The sequence below is a fragment of the Wenyingzhuangia sp. genome (assembly GCF_039768515.1).
Lineage (GTDB): Bacteria > Bacteroidota > Bacteroidia > Flavobacteriales > Flavobacteriaceae > Wenyingzhuangia.
In genome coordinates this window covers 1-17963 of sequence record NZ_JBDNAI010000125.1, presented here as the reverse complement: position 1 = coordinate 17963, position 17963 = coordinate 1, and the positions used below count along the sequence as shown (strand labels likewise).

The 17963-nt window shown below is 34.5% G+C and carries 17 protein-coding genes and 1 pseudogene; 5 read left to right on the top strand and 13 right to left on the bottom strand.

The window, feature by feature from the left end; genetic code table 11:
• Window positions 1–1431 (top strand): L-aspartate oxidase (gene nadB, locus ABF281_RS08040; protein ID WP_347181161.1); only part of this gene is annotated, 1431 nt, incomplete at its 5' end.
• Window positions 1432–1512: 81 nt separating this feature from the next.
• Here nadB and ABF281_RS08035 read toward each other — a convergent pair.
• Window positions 1513–2466 carry an acetyl-CoA carboxylase carboxyltransferase subunit alpha gene (locus tag ABF281_RS08035; RefSeq protein WP_347181160.1) on the bottom strand — a complete coding sequence of 318 codons (954 nt, stop codon included), beginning with the start codon at window positions 2464–2466 and terminating at the stop codon, window positions 1513–1515.
• A 95-nt stretch (window positions 2467–2561) separates the two neighbouring features.
• On the opposite strand from ABF281_RS08035, the gene ABF281_RS08030 reads away from it, so the two are divergent.
• Entirely contained in the window at window positions 2562–3362 is an 801-nt protein-coding gene (locus tag ABF281_RS08030; protein WP_347181159.1) for a CpsB/CapC family capsule biosynthesis tyrosine phosphatase, read from the top strand.
• A 62-nt stretch (window positions 3363–3424) separates the two neighbouring features.
• Here ABF281_RS08030 and ABF281_RS08025 read toward each other — a convergent pair whose 3' ends face one another.
• The 4 genes from ABF281_RS08025 to ABF281_RS08010 all read right to left on the bottom strand — a co-directional run bounded on the left by ABF281_RS08025 (window position 3425) and on the right by ABF281_RS08010 (window position 7424).
• Window positions 3425–4369, bottom strand: a complete 945-nt coding sequence (locus ABF281_RS08025; protein ID WP_347181158.1) for a pseudouridine synthase — start codon at window positions 4367–4369, stop codon at window positions 3425–3427.
• A 65-nt stretch (window positions 4370–4434) separates the two neighbouring features.
• On the bottom strand, window positions 4435–5343 hold the full coding sequence (locus ABF281_RS08020) for a geranylgeranylglycerol-phosphate geranylgeranyltransferase (protein ID WP_347181157.1): 909 nt from the start codon (window positions 5341–5343) through the stop codon (window positions 4435–4437).
• Between the two features lie 15 nt (window positions 5344–5358).
• On the bottom strand, window positions 5359–6288 hold the full coding sequence (locus ABF281_RS08015; protein ID WP_347181156.1) for a mevalonate kinase: 930 nt from the start codon (window positions 6286–6288) through the stop codon (window positions 5359–5361).
• Between the two features lie 56 nt (window positions 6289–6344).
• On the bottom strand, window positions 6345–7424 hold the full coding sequence (locus ABF281_RS08010; RefSeq protein ID WP_347181155.1) for a diphosphomevalonate decarboxylase: 1080 nt from the start codon (window positions 7422–7424) through the stop codon (window positions 6345–6347).
• Between the two features lie 123 nt (window positions 7425–7547).
• Between ABF281_RS08010 and ABF281_RS08005 the strand changes: the two genes are divergently transcribed.
• Complete coding sequence (locus ABF281_RS08005) at window positions 7548–7784, top strand: hypothetical protein (protein WP_347181154.1); 237 nt, start codon at window positions 7548–7550, stop codon at window positions 7782–7784.
• A gap of 2 nt (window positions 7785–7786) precedes the next feature.
• Here the strand turns inward: ABF281_RS08005 and ABF281_RS08000 are convergent, their stop codons facing one another.
• From ABF281_RS08000 to ABF281_RS07965, 8 genes are all read right to left on the bottom strand, one after another.
• On the bottom strand, window positions 7787–9007 hold the full coding sequence (locus ABF281_RS08000) for an NAD(P)/FAD-dependent oxidoreductase (protein ID WP_347181153.1): 1221 nt from the start codon (window positions 9005–9007) through the stop codon (window positions 7787–7789).
• A 3-nt stretch (window positions 9008–9010) separates the two neighbouring features.
• Window positions 9011–9676, bottom strand: coding sequence for an HAD family phosphatase (locus ABF281_RS07995; protein WP_347181152.1), 666 nt, complete (start codon window positions 9674–9676; stop codon window positions 9011–9013).
• 15 nt (window positions 9677–9691) lie between these two features.
• The gene (locus ABF281_RS07990) at window positions 9692–11011 is read right to left on the bottom strand and encodes a D-arabinono-1,4-lactone oxidase (RefSeq protein WP_347181151.1); all 1320 of its coding nucleotides are present in this window, start codon (window positions 11009–11011) and stop codon (window positions 9692–9694) included.
• 37 nt (window positions 11012–11048) lie between these two features.
• Window positions 11049–11435, bottom strand: coding sequence for a nucleoside triphosphate pyrophosphohydrolase family protein (locus tag ABF281_RS07985; protein WP_347181150.1), 387 nt, complete (start codon window positions 11433–11435; stop codon window positions 11049–11051).
• A 397-nt stretch (window positions 11436–11832) separates the two neighbouring features.
• Window positions 11833–13185, bottom strand: a complete 1353-nt coding sequence (locus ABF281_RS07980) for a peptidylprolyl isomerase (protein WP_347181149.1) — start codon at window positions 13183–13185, stop codon at window positions 11833–11835.
• The gene (locus tag ABF281_RS07975) at window positions 13172–14011 is read right to left on the bottom strand and encodes a hypothetical protein (RefSeq protein WP_347181148.1); all 840 of its coding nucleotides are present in this window, start codon (window positions 14009–14011) and stop codon (window positions 13172–13174) included. Before ABF281_RS07975 ends, ABF281_RS07980 begins: the two co-directional genes overlap by 14 nt.
• Window positions 14011–15603 carry a peptidylprolyl isomerase gene (locus ABF281_RS07970; RefSeq protein ID WP_347181147.1) on the bottom strand — a complete coding sequence of 531 codons (1593 nt, stop codon included), beginning with the start codon at window positions 15601–15603 and terminating at the stop codon, window positions 14011–14013. The genes ABF281_RS07975 and ABF281_RS07970 overlap by 1 nt, the downstream gene beginning before the upstream one ends.
• 16 nt (window positions 15604–15619) lie before the next feature.
• Window positions 15620–15901, bottom strand: coding sequence for a DUF493 family protein (locus tag ABF281_RS07965; protein WP_347181146.1), 282 nt, complete (start codon window positions 15899–15901; stop codon window positions 15620–15622).
• Between the two features lie 84 nt (window positions 15902–15985).
• Here ABF281_RS07965 and ABF281_RS07960 point away from each other — a divergent pair, with 84 nt between their 5' ends.
• The gene (locus tag ABF281_RS07960) at window positions 15986–16525 is read left to right on the top strand and encodes an ATP-binding protein (RefSeq protein WP_347181145.1); all 540 of its coding nucleotides are present in this window, start codon (window positions 15986–15988) and stop codon (window positions 16523–16525) included.
• 547 nt (window positions 16526–17072) lie between these two features.
• Window positions 17073–17963, top strand: a pseudogene (locus tag ABF281_RS07955) (hypothetical protein); the annotation flags it as partial.

The window sequence follows — 17963 nt, the reverse complement described above, 5'->3', positions numbered from 1 at the left end:
GCCACAGTTGTGAATACAGACATAGATTCTTTTGAACAGCATATTCAAGATACATTGACCGCTGGTGATGGACTGTGTGATCCATCTGTAGTAAGAATGGTTGTCGAAGAAGCACCTAAGAGATTAAAAGAATTGATCGCATGGGGAACTGAATTTGACAAAACTTCACAGGGAGACTTCAGCCTAGGGCGAGAAGGAGGACACTCTCAAAATAGAATTTTACATCATAAAGATATCACAGGTCATGAAATTGCTCGTGCGTTATTAGCATCTGTAGAAAAAGCAGAGAACATTACTTTACTCGAGAATCATTTTACTATTGATTTCATTACAAACCATCATATTTTGAGAGCACAGGGTCATGAGAAAACTGTCACTCATAGAGATGAAATCACTTGTTATGGCGCTTATATCTTAGATGAAAAAACTCAAGAAATAAAAACAGTCCAAGCCAAAACAACACTACTTGCTGCCGGAGGAAGCGGACAAGTATACAGAACGACTACCAATCCCAAAATTGCTACTGGTGATGGTATAGCAATGGCCTACAGAGCCAAAGCAAAAGTAGAGGATATTGAATTTATTCAGTTTCACCCTACTGCCCTCCACCAAGAGCCAGCCCAATCTCCTGCGTTTCTAATTACAGAAGCTGTAAGAGGTGAAGGTGCAATATTACGAAACATTCATGGGGAACGTTTCATGGAAAAATATGATGAAAGATTAGAATTAGCCCCTCGAGATGTTGTGGCAAGAGCTATTGATACTGAACTAAAACTTACTGGTGAGGACTTTATATACTTAGATTGTAGCAAAATTGACAAAGACCATTTTGTAAACCATTTCCCTAACATTACCAAAAAATGTAAATCAATAGGAATCGATGTTCATAAAGATTTTATCCCTGTAACACCCGCCGCACATTATATCTGTGGAGGTGTCGTGGTAGACATCAACGGGCAAACTACAATTAAAAACCTATATGCTTGCGGAGAATGTTCTAGAACAGGGTTACACGGAGCAAACAGACTTGCTTCAAATTCATTGATCGAAGCTATTGTTTATGCACATAAAAGCTATGAACACATCATTTCAAAATTTGACCGTTTGTCTTTCAGAAAAGACATTCCAGATTGGGACGATACCGACACTTCTTTGAACGAAGAAAAAATTCTAATTACTCACACTAGAAAGGACATACAGACGATTATGAGTAATTATGTAGGGATTGTTCGCTCTGACATTAGATTGAAAAGAGCAGCTAGCCGCCTTGAAATTTTGTATCAAGAAAACAAAGAACTATACAAAAAGGCAAAACTTTCTGTTCCTATTTGTGAATTGAGAAATATGATTACCAATGCTTATCTGATCATCAAAGCATCAACGGAGCGAAAGGAAAACAAAGGTGGATTTTATAATCAGGATTTTAGCTAAGCGACAACATCTAAAAAAGTAAAAATCCCGAGTTATGCCTCGGGATTTTTTTGTATTAAGATTACTAAAAATGGTATTGAACTATTCTTGATACACACCCATATTGGCATATTTTTCAATACGTTCATTAACCATAGCATCAACTTTCTTTTTTCGCAATTCTGACAACAATTTAATAATGGTTTTTTCAACCGTAACATAAGTAGTTTCTCTATCAGAATGTGCACCTCCTAATGGCTCAGGAATCACTCCATCTACTAACTTTAAAGTATCCATATCTTTTGAAGTTAATTTTAATGCTGCAGCAGCCTTTTCTTTAAACTCCCATGAACGCCATAATATAGAAGAACAGTTTTCAGGTGAAATTACAGAATACCATGAGTTTTCCATCATCAACACTCTGTCTCCTACACCTATTCCCAAGGCTCCTCCAGAAGCTCCTTCTCCAATGATTATCGTAATAATAGGTGTTTTTAACACACACATTTCAAATATATTACGTGCTATTGCTTCCCCTTGTCCTCTTTCTTCAGCTTCTAGCCCAGGATAAGCTCCAGGAGTATCTACAAAAGTAACGACAGGTATTCCAAATTTCTCTGCCATACGCATCAAACGCAAGGCCTTTCTATATCCCTCCGGATTTGCCATACCGAAATTTCTATACTGTCGCATCTTGGTATTGATTCCTTTTTGTTGACCAATAAACATAATACTCTGGTCTCCTATTTTCCCTAAACCTCCGACAATAGCTTTATCATCCTTTACAGTTCTATCACCGTGAAGTTCCATAAAAGTATCTCCGGCCAATGCTTCTATATAATCTAGAGTGTAGGGTCTATTGGGATGCCTAGACATTTGTACTTGTTGCCAAGGGCTTAAGTTTCCATAGATATCTTTTTTAAGATTGAATATTTTCTTCTCAATCTCTTTGCAAGTTTTAGTCACATCAACTTCGCTTTCTGCACCAATTTTGGCACATTTTTCTAGTTGTTCTTCTAATTCTTTAATTGGTAATTCAAAATCCAAGTATTCCATCAGTATAAATTTTGGCTAAAAGCAAATATAGTAAGTTCTCCTGATTATCATTCTGTTTTATTTAGATTTTTAATCTACAATAAAACACTTATTATATGTCCGTATTTATTAATTTACTTAACTTCGGTATTACTAATAATGATGTATTCATGGGTATATTTAATAAGAAAATTGATGTTAAGGAACTATTCCCCGAAGGGTTTGTTGATATACATTCCCATTTATTACCAGGAATAGATGACGGCGCTAAAAGCATAGAAAATTCAGTAGAACTAATTGAAAAAATGTTCAAGCGTGGGATACAAAACTTTAGAACAACACCACATGTGCTTGGTAGTGTATGGGAAAACAGTTCGCTAACCATTAAAGAAAAAGAGAAAGAATTAAAAACAGCGCTCATTGAAAAAGGTCATCATGATATTCAGATACATGCCGCTGCAGAATATATGCTAGATGAGCACTTTAGTAAACTTTTAGGGCAAGATGATATACTGGTGTTAAAGGAAAAATACATTTTGGTAGAAATGTCATATTTCAATCCACCTTTTAATTTGGATGACATTTTATTTCAAATTCAAATAAAAGGATACACTCCAATTTTGGCTCATCCTGAAAGATATAGTTTTTATCACAATACCGATCAATATGCCAAATTAATTGAGGCTGGCTGCTTGTTTCAACTCAACTTACTATCTTTAATTGCTAAACAGTATGGAAAACAAGTTACCAAAACAGCTTACGATTTACTAAAAAAAGGAATGTATACTTTTGTAGGGACCGATGTTCACCACAAAAATCATGTACGATTGATCAATGCAATCGCTAATAAAAAAAACAAAAAAATGTTGATGCCTTTGTTTGAGAACAATATGAAAACTTTTTCTTTCGATTCTTAAATATCACAAAAAAAAACCTAAACAATGTTTAGGTTTTTTTGTGAGGGTGACCTTTGCTTTTTTTAAGCGTTATTTAAGTTGATTATCTCTTGTTCTGTCAAATGTCTGTAATGACCTCTTGGCAAATCTTTTTTTGTCAACCCGGCAAAAATAACACGATCTAGTTTAACCACGGTATAACCATAGTTCGCAAATATTTTACGCACAATTCTGTTACGACCTGAGTGGATTTCAATCCCTACTTCATTCTTAGATTGTCCTTGAACGTAAGCAACATCATCCACAAAAACTTTTTTGTCATCAATCATAGGGCCTTGAGCAATAGACTGTAAATCTTTTAGGGAAACTTTTTTGTCTAGCGTAGCATGATACAACTTTCTTTTGTTGTGTTTGGGGTGGGTTAATTTTTTAGCCAACTCACCATCATTTGTAAACAACAATAATCCGGTGGTATCTCTATCTAACCTACCTACTGGATAAATACGTTCCTTACAAGCTTTATCTACTATTTCCATTACTGTTTTCCTACCTCGTTCATCATCCATGGTAGTGATGTAATTTTTTGGTTTGTTCAGTAAAACATACCTTTTTGTTTCTGGATTGATCAATACATTGTCAAATCTTACCTCATCAGTGGGTTGTACCCTATACCCCATTTCTGTAATGATTTTACCGTTTACAGCGGCACTCCCAGTTTCAATATACAGATCTGCATCTCTTCGAGAACAAATCCCAGCATTAGAAATATATTTGTTCAAACGAATCCCTTTTTGTGAAGAAGCAGTAGTGACAACTTTATTCTTTGGAGCATTTTCTGCTTTTTGTTTAAAAGTTTTGGACTTAGTATAAGGTTTAGCACTATGCTTTTTTTGAGTTGCCTCATCTTTGCTAGGGCTATCCGATCTATTTGTAAAGCGTTTGCTATTTGGATTCAAATGAGCAGAGGCTTTCGCCTTACTTCCATGACCCTGTTGTCGTCTTCCCGACGAGTTTTTATTTGTATTCATTGTGTTCATTTTGAATGGCAAAACTACGAAACAATCTTTAATATAATACTATATTACAATTTCATTTAATATCGATTCAAAATCCTGATTAGTAGTACGGAAGTATCTACAAGTGCAAAACTAAACACCCCTATGACCAATATAAATCTTAATAAATTGTGGAGCAGAAAATAATGTTTGACTTGTCTTGCTTTGTACAAGCAAATAAAAAAAAGAGGAATCCATATGATACTGGCATAAAAGTAGTACCTCATCTGACCAATCTCAGGGAACTGTAATAAAAAACAGGTAGGAATCACCACTAGAACCAATAAAATATAGAGATATATTTTTATTCTATATTCACCATACTTTGAAACCATGGTATCAGTATTGGTCAATACCGCGCCCTTAGCTCTTTTAAAATCTTTAATCAATTCTTTTATCAAGATCAACAAAGACAAATAAAACCCATGAATGATAATCAATTCCGACACGTTTTCGTAATACACAAAAACAGCAAAAAAAGGAAAAACTGATAGTACGGTTATAGAGATAATTCTAACCAACGGATACTTTTGAAGTTTGTGAGAATAAAACCATATCAAAAAAATATAACCCGAAAAGAAAAGAGCTGCTCTCCAAGAAATAGACATCGAAAGAAAAACAGCAAGCGCGTTGAGTGTAAAATAGACCTTCAACCTGGTTGTTTGACTTAACCAATTTCCTATTTGTGTTTTGACAGGCCTATTGATGGCGTCTATAGAAATATCATAAAAATCGTTGATGATATAGCCCGCTGAAACAACACTAACCGAAGACAAAACAACAAGGTGAAGGTGCCAATCAAAGAACAACTCCTTCAGTGTTTGATCTACAGTAAAGACAAAAATAGCAGCGAGATACTGAGCAATAGCTAACAGTAATATGTTGTAGCCTCTCAGAACAGAAAACAACGCTAAAAACTTGTGTTTTTTTGTAGTTCCCTTTTCCATGTTTAACGTTTTAATTTAGAACCTATACACTAGCTCTAAGTCATGATCTGACAGAGCCATTTTTGCTATTTCAAAATCTGCAGCAAATCCTAGTATATAACCTCCTCCTCCAGATCCACAAAGTTTTAAATAATAAGCATTAGAGTCAATTCCTTTTTTCCATAAAGAATGGAATTGCTTAGGAATCATAGGTTTGAAGTTTTCTAACACAACCTTAGATAATTTTTTTACATTTCCAAACAATGATTTGGCATCTCCGTGCAAAAAGTTATCTACACAAGCATCGGTATAAATCACAAATTCTTCACGAATCATTTTTCTAAAGCCTTCATTCTTCATCTTATCCATAAAAAGATTAACCATAGGTTCCGTCTCTCCAATCATTTTGGAATCTAATAAGAATACAGCTCCTTTTCCATTTTGTTGATAAGGAATTCCTACAGACTCAACATCATCTTTTGACTGAATGAGTATAGGCAAACTCAGATAACTATTCAAGGGATCTAACCCAGAACTCGTCCCGTGGAAAAAAGATTCCATCAGTCCAAAAACAGTTTTTAATTTGAGAAGCTTTTCTTTTGTTAGGTTTTCTAAAACAGTAGTTTTATCTTCAGCATATTGATCATAAATAGCCGCTACGATAGCTCCAGAGCTACCAACACCATATCCTTGAGGAATACTAGATTCAAAGTACATTCCATTTTCTAAATCTAACTCTAATTGATCTAAATCAAAAGAAACCAAGTCTGAATCTAATTGCTTGAGGTAATGAAAGTACTTGACCAAATTTTGATTGGAACTCAACTGTTTTCCTTCTAAAACATTAGCGATCTTAAATGCTCCCTTGTAGGAATTGTAAGGAATAGCCAAACCTTTGGAATCTTTAATAATTCCATATTCTCCAAAAAGTAAAATTTTAGCGTAAAATAAAGGTCCTCTTTTCATCCTAAGAAATATCAAACAATTTTCAAATGTACGGATTATTTGTTTTAATCCCTAACTTATAACTGTTTAGCCCCAGGCCCAACACAATCATGTATAAACGATTTATCTTTGCAATAGCTAGCCAACTTAGAACTTATAAATGTGCGGACAGTTTCTTTTTCGTGCTCTGGGTAAAGTAAATGAACATTTGCCCCAGCATCTAATGTAAAACACAACTTACTTCCTGTTGATCTTCGGTACTCCCAAACTCTATTAATCACCTCTAAAGTATTAGATTTCATTAAAATAAAATAGGGCTGACTCGTCATCATCATGGCATGCAAAGTCAATGCTTCGCTTTCCACCAAGGCAATGAATTGATCAATATCAGATCTTTCGAATATCCCTTTTATTCTATCAATGTTTTCTTGTGCTTGCTCAAAACGTTGAGCTGCAAAAGGATGTCCGTGCATTAAGTTGTGACCTACAGTACTACTTACTTGTTTTTCCCCTTTATCTATTAATAAAATCGTGTCCTGGTAGTTTTCAAAAAACGGGGCAACCTTGCCTAAATAAGGAACTCCGTAAAAATCTGAACTGTTCTCAATATTTTGATGAGCACCCCAAACCACCAAATTTCCTTTTACACTTCTACAGGCACTTCCCGAACCCAAACGAGACAAGAACGAGGCTTTTTGATAAAAATATTCTTCAGATAAATCATTATTCATTTCTTTCTCGATACTCATCAAACACAAAGCAATGGCACTCATTCCACTCGCAGAAGATGCAATCCCACTACTATGGGGAAAAGAATTTTCTGTCTCTATCATAAAAGAATAGTCTCTTAAAAAAGGAAGGTATCTTTCTACTCTTTCGAAAAATGTTTGGATTTTAGGTTTAAAATCTTCTTGTACTTTACCTTCTAAAAATACTTCGAAATCGAAAGTAGGTCCAATTTCTTTTCTTTTGCGGTAGGTTAAAGTAGTGGTGGTATGACAATTAGAAAGCGTAAAGCTAATAGAGGTGTTTTCGGGTAATTGAGGATTTTTTTTACCCCAATATTTCACTAAGGCGATATTACTTGGGGACTGCCAAGTCACTTTTCCTGATTCTTGGCTAGCCACTAAAGATTTGGGAATAAATTTTTGCTCCATTACAGATCTCTATTTTTTGTAAGTATAAACCTAAGTTATATTGTTGATATGTGAAAATTTAATTTTGCTTTTTATAGACCAAATCCTATCTCTTAAGTTTTGCATAATCGCTATATTTGTGTCATGAAAAAATTAAAATTGATATGGGATTTTAGAGGACCGACAGGTTTAGGAACATCCAAACACCATTGCATCCATTTAAAGGAATTTGCTGAGGCAGAACAACTAAAGTATCATTTGATCAACCATGAAGAAATAAATGAAATGTGGTCTATAGCGTATATTGTAATTGATGAAGCTGATATGAAAACATATCGAGACGCTCTAAAACCTCATCGAGGAGAGCTATACTTACCATAAGATCATGTGGCAATAGCTTCAGAAATAATCCATCCCCCAGTCCAGGCATTTTGAAAATTAAACCCTCCCGTGACAGCATCAATGTTTAAAATTTCTCCTGCAAAAAATAAATTTTCGTGAGATTTACTCTCAAATCTTTTAAAATTTATTTCTTTCAAATCAACACCACCTGCAGTTACAAATTCATCTTTAAATGTACTTTTTCCTTGCGCATGAAAAACAGTTGCAGTTAATTTTTCTGCGATTAACTCTAATTCTTTGTTAGAAACATCTGCCCATTTGATTTGGCTATTGACATCACAAACGCTTAAAAACCTAGACCACAAACGTTTACTAATAGACCCAAAAGGGCTTCGTTTTTCCACTATTGATTTTGCATCTGTTTTTTTAGCGTTAAACAAAACTTCTAATGCCTGTTGCTTGTTACAACTTAACCAATTCACAACAACTTGATATTGATATTCTTTATCTGCTAATAAAATTGCTCCAAATGCAGATAATTTAAGGACCGCGGGACCACTAATCCCCCAATGGGTAATTAACAACGGACCCGTACTTTTTAGCTTTGTGTCTTTGACATGTACCTCTACGTTTTGAACAGCAACTCCTGGGAGTTCTTCAAGTAATGGATCCTTAATGTTAAAGGTAAATAAGGAGGGCACTGGAGCAATTACTTTATGCCCCATATCGACTAATAATTTCCAGATCAACTTACTACTTCCTGCGGTAACAATAAGTTTGTCACATGTATATTTGTGCTGACTGGTTACGATTTCCCATAAGCCATTCTCTAATTTATGAAAGTCCGAAACGCCTTCACTTTTATTGACATCAACTCCTAAAAGATCTGCCGAATTCAACAAGCAGTCAACAATTGATTTTGATTGGTTTGACTTTGGAAAAACTCGATTGTCACGCTCTATTTTCAAGGGTACTCCTCGGCTTTCAAACCACTCCATCGTATCCCCTGTCATGAACTGATGAAAAGGGCCCAACAATTCTCTTTTCCCTCTGGGATAAAACTGAGTCAACTCCCTAGGATCAAAACAAGCATGAGTAAGGTTACAACGACCTCCACCAGAAATTTTTACCTTTTGTAAAACCTCTTTCCCTTTTTCTAATATACAAACTGAAAGGTCTCTGTTTTTCTCTTTGATATTAATCGCGGCAAAGAAACCAGCAGCTCCCCCTCCAACAATTAATACGTGATAATGTCTAGTCATAGACTACAAAGATACAATCTCTTGGTAGGCTTCTAATAAAGTTGGGTAAACTTTTACTGCACCGTTAGCTATTAATTCTTCTTCCGTATACTGAGTAGTCAAACCGATTGCTAACATTCCAGTAGCAGCTGCTGCTCTAATCCCGGTCAAACTGTCCTCAAATATTAACGTCTTCTCAAAATCTTGTGCTTTTATTCCAAGGTGTTTTGCTAGTGTCAAATAAGGGATTGGACTCGGTTTTGGTTTTTCAAACAAATCAATACCCATACAAACTTTAAAATCTATAGCTGTCTGCCTCACAGAATTTTCAACAAAGGCAGTGTATGCATTGCTTGCAATTCCATGAGGTATATTGTTTTTAGCTAAAAATTGCTGGATTTCATTCACTCCAGGTAATAAATCAGGAGGGGTAATTGTTTCTAACAAATGAGTTTGTTTAAGTACATTTAACTCTCCGCCTTTTGTTACATCTCCACCAAAATCAGCAAAATAGTCTGCAATCTGGTAAGGTGCTTTTCCTGCATGAGTGGCTTCTGGGAAATCACAAATTTCTTTGTTGAATAATTCTTCAAAAGCGGAGGTCCAAGCAGACATATGACACTTTTTACTATCCACAATGACACCATCAAAATCAAACAACACAGCTTTTGGAAATGGTAATTTTTTCATTTTTTTGTTTTACAATTATTTTTTTAAAAATAACTTGGACAAATAGCTGTTTAAGAACTTATTTGTTGGGTCTAATTTGGTTCTCAAACTCTCAAAATCACCCCATTTTTTATAGATTTTATCAAAATCATTGTACTCGGCTTTGAAGCGTTTTCCCCAGTGAGGCTTCCCTCCATACTTCAAAAATATTTCTTCAACTTTCTCAAAAGCTTGGTATTGGTCTGCCTTTGGTGAGTCTCTACATACACATCCTACCGTAACCACATCTTCATCAGCTGCATAACTCAACCATGCATCATCTTGCTTTAGAAAACGAACATCCATGGGCACGTGTACATAAGCTTTATTGGTCTTATCTTCCAACATGGTTTTCAGCTCTTTGAACAAATCCTGAAACTTAGAATATCCAACAGTCCATTCTGCTAATTCCATTGTTGCCCCTCTCTTCTTGGTAACTGTTGCATCGTACAAGCTACCCGCATGTTCTTGCTTTGCAGTAAAGAATAAAAAATACAAGATCTTATTTGCTATTGAGGTAAAGCTTGGATATTTGTGAGTGTACTTATATAGTTTTTTTGAAACTGTCCTCCTATTTCTATAATACTTGGGTGCTGACTTTGGTTTAAACGTAAAGTCTTCATCAACTTTGTTTCCTAAAATGACATAACCGTGATTTGTATGAGGTAACCATAAAATTCTTACAAAGTCATAGGTTTGTAAAAAACCATCGAGGTTAGCAGTCCAATAGGCATCAGTCATAGGAGCTTCCTTGATATGCAATCGGTAATTGTCTTCACATTTAAAGGTGATTTCAGAATAAACGCCAAGCAAACCTAATGATACACGAATCGCATCGATTTCTGAATCTTGGTCTGTAAATTCCTGAACACTTCCATCTGCCATGACCAATCTAAACTTGGTTACATACTTGGATAGAATAAATCCGTTAGTACCATGGGTTGCGGTTGCTAATGCACCTCCTATGGTTATTTTATTGATGTCTGGCAAACAAGGAATACACCATCCACAAGCTTGGACTGTATCAATAACTGATTCAAGACTAGCACCGGCCTGTACTGTAATCTCTTTATTTTCTTTATCTATACTTACTATTTTATCATAGTTTGTAATATCAATTAAAGTTGGAGTTCCTGCATTTATATCAGCTGATGAGAATCGATTTCCAAAAACACGCACACTGGAATTGTTTACAACTGCCTGTATGATATCTTCTTCCTTATTTATTGTAATTAAATTTTTGTAAGAGTGCTTTTTGTTTTCGTTCCAACTCACCCACTCTTTGGGTAGTTGTTGATTTGTGGTTGATTCTATCACAATATATATTTTTGTTTGTGGTTGATACGAGCATTTTTTAGCTCTTTAATATCTTCTCTATGTTTGGTTTAAAATAATTTGGGCCTTTGAGCACTTTTCCATCTCCTCTGTACAAAGGCTTGCCGTCTTCCCCTAATTTACTCATATTACTACGCTGAATTTCATTGAAAACATCTTCTATTTTATGTTGCATTCCATGCTCTATGATAGTACCACACAAAATATACAACATATCTCCTAGAGCATCTGCTACTTCAATCAAATCTCCTTCTTTTGCTGCTGCTAGGTATTCTTTATTTTCTTCATCCATCAGATCAAACCTAAGTTGAATCTTGTCTGTCCCAATTTGTGCAGTGGGACTATTTTTATAACCTAATTTGTAAACTGTGTGAAATTCTTGGACTGCTTTGATTTTATTCTTCATTTGTTTATTAATTTTGACGAAAATTAAATATTATGTTTTCAACAGGTCAGATTTACTTCGCTTTATTTTTTATCATATCATTTACAACTGCCATGGTATGGAGTTATAGAAAAGACATCAACCGCCACAAAATACATTACAAAAATACAGCTATTAAAGTTTTCATTGCAGGTATTGTTGTGACCATCTCTTTTGTTCTAATTAGGATTGCTTTAAAATAAGATTGATTTTTAAATATAATTTTGTTTTAAAACTCTAATAATCAATTCTTAATGATTGCTTACTCACCTATGTATTTATTTTTTTGTGAACACATTATTCACTTCTAAACATTTCATCAACATGCAACTGTTGTCTAAACAAAAAAAGCCTTGATTCTGTTCAAAGCTTTTTTTGTTTAGTGAATCCAATTGTATTTAAAATTACAATCCTGTGTAGACCCATTTAATTTCACGTAGGTATCCTTTATTTTCTCTACATACCATTCTTCTAAGGTTTCCTGCTTCTTTTTCTGTAAGGCCAACTGTTGGAACTTTACATAATCTCTTGAAAGATCAGCTTCGTGAGCCTCAATTTTATTTTTTACAAGGATTATTTTGTAAAATTTTTCGCCTTCCCTTGTTTCTTCAAAAGAGACAGCGGTTAGCTCACCTATGTCTAACCCATCAACCTTAGCGAATAAATCCGGATCCATTTTATTCAATTCAAATTTGGTATCATTGGTATAGGTATTAACCAAAGTACCTTTGTTCAACCTTGTTGCTTCATCATCAGAATAGGTTTCAACAGCTTCTTCAAAAGAAATATCATTAGCAATGATATCAGCTCTTATGGAAGACAACTTTGATTTTGCTGCAGCCAGCTTATCTTCATCAATTCTTGGCTTGATCAAAACATGTCTTACATCCCTTTGCTGACCTTTTATTTTTTCAACTTGTAAAATATGGTATCCAAATTGGGTTTTAAAAGGTTCTGAAACTTCTTGTGCTTCGATGCTAAATGCAGCCTCTTTAAACTCCTTCACAAAACCACTTTCTCTAGTGATTGTGAACATTCCTCCATTTTGTGCGACCGACGGATCTTCTGAATACAGTATGGCCTTTAACCTCATGCTAAAGCCGTCTTCAACGTCATCTTTGATTTTTTCTAATTTTTCTATTGTCTCTTGAATCGCCTCCTCAGTTGGCTCAGCTTTTATAGTAATTTGAGACAATTCAACTTCTACCCCGTAGTTTGGCAATTTTCCTTTTTCTTTTAAATCTTGATAAAAGTATCTAATCTCCTCAGGGGTAACAACTACATCTGCGACAATATTTTCTCTCTCTTTAGCAATAAGAGCATTTTCTCTTTGAATCCTAGACAATTCAGCCCTCAAATCCTCTAAATCATCAAAACCATATAGATCTACAACTTTGTCTACATCTCCAATTTGTGACTTAAAATGTTCTATGGTACGCTCAACCCCCATAGCAATCTCAGCTTCGGAAACCAATACACTATCAATAACACCATGATGTGCAAGTAGTTTTTGATTCATTACATCCTCCATGATTTCACAATCTGTGATGTCTATAACCTCATCTGACCTGGAAGCCAATTCTTGCTTAAATTTAACAATGTCGGAATCTAAAATTATATTTTCCCCTACGACCGCAGCAACCCCATCAATTTTAATCTTCTCTTGGGCATTCATGGAATAAAACCCCAAAAGACATATCCATAAGGCTTGGTGTATTCTATCGAACTTCATATTTGTTTTGTTTTATGGCATCGTCAATCAAAATTTGTTCCATTTGATCAAAGAATTTTAATTTGTTCTTTTGCTGGAGTATGTTTTTAATGGTTGGCTCTACATATTCCAAAGGAGCAATATCTCCTCTTTTTAATACTTCTCTAATGTAAATATAATAAATGCTCTGATCTCCTTCTCTCCTCTCGATTAATCTATTTGCGGTTCTTAATTCGCGCTCAGATAGATACGGAAAAGTAGGTTTTCTTGCATATACATCTTTTAAAGAAACCCATACGGTATCTCTTAAATAATAATCATCAAACCCCTCAAAATCATTCACTATTTTTAGGTCATCCTCAGAGTTACCTGAAACAAACAACTTTCTAATCCTGTACCTTTTTCTATTTCTTGGGTCAACATGAATATATTTAAACTTGATCAAGGTTTCGTTGAGTCTAAAACTTTCTTTATTTTTATGGTAAAAGCTATCTATTTCTTTCTGAAAAACTAAGGTGTCTAATTTTTTATTGACCAAAGCGTTTTTATAATAATTCACATAGAGCTCTGTTCTATAAGCCTCTACGAGCTTATCTAACTCTGCTGTATTCTCTAGATTAATTTTTGCATTCCTGTACAGTAATTTATGCTTGGCCCATTTCTGAATATACGCTTGGGTTACTTTCAAACTATCAACAATAGTATTCGTTGTGGGAATACTATTTTTTAATTCTTCTTTGGTCAAAGAATAGTCGTAAACTTTTGCAACAATATCGTTGGACACAGTCCTCTTCTTTTCGCAAGACAACATCAAAAGCATTCCAGTAAGTAACAGTAAGTATTTCATTATTTATAAGACTTGCTTAGCTTCTTAACTTGACGCTTCTTAAATTTAATTTGGTATTGATTTCGAAGCGTCTTTATCCATTCTTGTTGTACTTTGTCTTGATAATCACTTTCTACATATCCTTTGACCTCTTCAAAGCTGTTCCCATTTTCTTGATACTGCTCCAAATTACGCTGATAAAATTCTTCTACCAATTCTGGCTCTCTAGCTGGCACATCCCATACATGAATTTTCATCAATTCAAAAATCTCTAGGCCATTTTGATACGATTCAAGGATTGTTTTGTATTCTTGATTTTGATCTTCTAAATGTTGGATTACATATTCTTTCAATTGTTCGTTTTTATACGCTTCAAAATAAGCTAGAGGGGTTTTTGATCTTCTGTTCTTCAAATATTCGGCAAAACCAGCTTGACGGTAAGGCTTTCCATTGATCGTAAATAAAACATCTTGCAAACTATCCAACGGTGTATTTGTTACCCCTTTGTCTTCAAACACTTTTTTAGCAAGGATATTTACTTCTACCTTATTTTTTGCTTCCATTTTAGCAAAAGCAACTTTTTTAGGCTTACTCCCTCTAACGTCCCTCAAAATTTTCTTTTTCAACTCTTCTTTCAAAGTCTCAAAAGGAGGTATTGGTTCTTTTTGTATGAACTTTATAATGTGCCAACCATATTGTGTTTTAAAAGGTGTTGAATACGAACCTGGCTCTGACATGGCAAAAGCAACATTTTCAAATTCAATCGGTAAATTTCCTTTTTCAAAAGGTATTAAAACTCCACCTTTGGTACTACTTCCATGATCATCTGAAAACTGTTTCGCCAAGGCAGAAAAATCTTCTCCCAACTGTAATTTATTATAGACACTATCTATTTTTGATTTTTTGATTGTTTCCAAACCTGCAATCATGATATGAGCTACTTTAACTTTACCTTCAGACGCTGTCAAGTCTTCAACTTTAATCAAATGGTATCCAAATTGTGTTTTTACAGGACTTGAAACTTCACCAACAGGGGTTTTATAAGCCGCATCTTCAAAAGGATAAACCATTCTAAAGGCTGTAAAATAACCCAAGGATCCTTGGTTGGTTGCCGCACTTTTATCATCAGAATACTGTACCGCTAACGCACCAAAATCTGAACCTCCTTCTATTTTAGCCTGAAGATCTTTAACTTTCTGATACGCCTCTATGGTGTCGTTTCCTTTGCAGGCAATCAAGATATGGCTTGCTTTTATTTTGTTTTGTGTTCTGTAATAGGCCTCCTGTAATAAGTCCTCTAAAGTTTCTTCATCTGTTAAAAATGGAGCTGCCAAATCTCTTTTGTATTTGTTTAACTCTTTTTTTATTGCCGCAGAGGTATCAATCCCTTCAATTTTGGACTGTTTTAATTTTAACTTATAATCTACCATCAGCTGCAAATCTTCCTCAAAATTCTTTTCCTTCAACGAATTTGCTTCTGAATTAAAAAGCTTGGTAAATTCTGACACATAAGTAGGGTCCCCGTTGATTTCAAACAAGACCCTATCCTTTTTTTGTGCTGACGCGGAAGTCAACACAAAAAGAATTAAAATTCTAAACAAATGATTTTTCATAATGATAGCAATATAATTATAACGATATTAAACCTTCAATTTTTTCTACTGCAAGATAATTAAGAATCACCTCATCGGCGTTTTTAACATTTAGCAATATAGATAGGCTTACAAATTTCCCTGTCTTAGAAGCTCTTACGCTTATCTTCGCCTCTGAGGCCTTAAAAACACGTTTCACTTCCTCTTCTTGATTTTTGGTTGTAGGAACAATAAATTTGTAAAGGTAATCTGAAGGAAATATAGTATTATTTTCTAACTTTTCCTTTAAATCTTTATAAAACACTTCTTTTTTTGTCATCTTGCAGTTCTCCTTAATAATCAAGGTACAAAACTATAATTATTTCTTATTTTTACGACCTCGTAATCTGTTTATTTTAAATATATGTCACAAAAAATAGTACTGACAGGTGCACCTGGTACAGGGAAGACTACAGTATTGAATTTACTTCGTTCAAAAGGACACTTTTGTATGGAAGAAGTCTCCAGAGAAATCATCAAGGAGGCCGAAAAAATGGGATCAAAAAAACTATTTCTATCCCAACCTATCTTGTTTAGCAAAATCATTTTAGGAAAAAGAATCATTCAGTACCAGCAAGCGAACAAGAATGGCAAAACAAATTGTTTTTTTGACAGAGGAATGCCAGATATCACGGCATACCTCAACAGTATTCATACCCCAGTAGAAGAAACTTTCAAACAATCTAACCACAAATATCTTTACGACACGGTGTTTGTTTTTCCTCCTTGGGAACAAATTTATACAAACGATGCTGAACGATTTGAAACCTATCAAGAATCCCTTTTGATTCACAAAAAAATTGTAGAGGAATATCAAAAAACACACCCTAACATCATCATCGTTCCAAAAGGCTCACCAGAAGAAAGACTAGAATTTATATTGAAAAAAAGCCAATCTAAATAACCCTAAAAAATCACCACCTGACTCACTAAAAACCCTAATCATATTGTTTTTTTTAGTGAGTTTTATGATTTTTCTACTTTTTAAAGAACCCTCAACATCCCTCTCTAACTTGACGTTGACTCTCTCTTTTACATTCCAAAAGACAAGCGTTCTCTTTTCTAATTTGACAACAATTCCACGAGGTTTTCTAGACCGTTTTGACGCTACACCTGGAAATACCCCATCAATGCATTTTTAGTTTTTTTGAGGTATCTGTATATTTTATACCTTAATATTATTTTTTGTGTAATTTTTTGTGTAATTTCATACGTATTACCTATCAATAGTTTTAGCTCTAAATACTAAGAGTATCCGCATATAAGACGATAAAAACACAAAACATCAAAACTTAGCCTAACCAATCGGCTTGGTGAAAAGTGTTAGAACATACTAAAGACCTAAACATCACTAATACTCATGCTTTGCCTCGTGTAATTTATGTTTTTGAGAACAAAAAGCACGAAAGGAATGCACAACTAAAAAACAAAAACAACCAAAAAATAAAATCATGAAAAAAGTAAGTTTAATTTTAGTAGCCATCATGTTTTCCATAAACATTACAGCACAGACAACTCCTATTGTAAATGGGATAAACAGAGTAGGTACAGACAGTTCTAGTCCTTGGGGATACTCAAGTTTAATAGCTACCAATGCAGGTGTTGGAAGAAATGGTACCCATGCAGGTACAGGATTTGGAAATCTTCTTTTAGGATATGCTTCAGGAAATAACCTCACAGGAGGACATTGGAACAATTTTATAGGACATCATGCAGGTGCAAACACAACTTCTGGTCAAAGTAATAATTTCATAGGGTATTTCGCAGGTCAAAATAATACAACAGGGAAATTTAATAACTTCATAAATGCTTTTGCCGGGAGGCACAATACAACAGGAAAACACAATAACTATATAGGCTATGGTACTGGTTACAAGAACACAACAGGAATTTTTAATTCTTTTGTGGGTTCTTTAGCTGGGTATAATAATACAGGCTCAAATAACACTTTCATAGGTACATATTCTGGATATAATGCCACTGGTTCTAACAATGTTTTTTTAGGATATTTCGCAGGAAGATATGAAACAGGTAACAATAAATTACACATAGCAAATACCTCAAGCAAAACTTTAATTTACGGACAATTTGACACCAACCAAGTGGGAATCAACACCACTACAATTCCTAGTGATTATACTTTTGCAGTAAACGGTAAAATGATTACTGAAGCGGTTAAAATACAGAAAGTAACCAACTGGGCAGATTTTGTATTTACAAATACATACAACTTACCAACGCTAGAAGAAGTGGCAAAACAAATAGCAGAAAAAGGGCATTTAAAAGATATACCTAGCGCTAAAGAAGTAGCAAAAAATGGAATTGACCTCGGAGAAATAAAT